This is a genomic window from Prauserella cavernicola (assembly GCF_016595675.1).
In the GTDB taxonomy this organism is placed as follows: Bacteria; Actinomycetota; Actinomycetes; order Mycobacteriales; family Pseudonocardiaceae; genus Prauserella_A; species Prauserella_A cavernicola.
The window spans coordinates 1-293 of the sequence record NZ_JAENJH010000060.1 but is presented as its reverse complement, the minus strand read 5'-3'; the positions used below and the strand labels follow the sequence as shown (position 1 = coordinate 293).

The window sequence follows — 293 nt, the reverse complement described above, 5'->3', positions numbered from 1 at the left end:
CGTCGTCGACGACCGCGTTGACCAGGCCCATCCGTTCGGCCTCGTCGGCCGGGTACCGGCGGCAGAGCAGGGCCAGCTCCTTGGCCTTCTTCTCGCCGATCTGCACGCCCATGACGTTGGTCGCGCCGGTGACAGGGGAGCTGCCGACCCGAGGGCCGGTCTGCCCGAAGGTCGCGGACCGGGCGGCGATCGCCAGTTCGCAGGCCACCACCAGCTCGTTGCCGCCACCCGCGGCGGCACCGTTGACCGCGGCGATCACCGGTCGGGGGCATGAGCGGATTGCGTCGAACATG

1 protein-coding gene is annotated in these 293 nt (G+C 71.7%); it reads right to left on the bottom strand.

Annotated elements, in window-relative coordinates; all coding sequences use genetic code 11:
• The coding region (locus JHE00_RS34685) for an enoyl-CoA hydratase-related protein (protein ID WP_307832240.1) at nt 1-259 on the bottom strand (259 nt) is incomplete at its 3' end.
• Between the last annotated feature and the right edge of the window lie 34 nt (nt 260-293).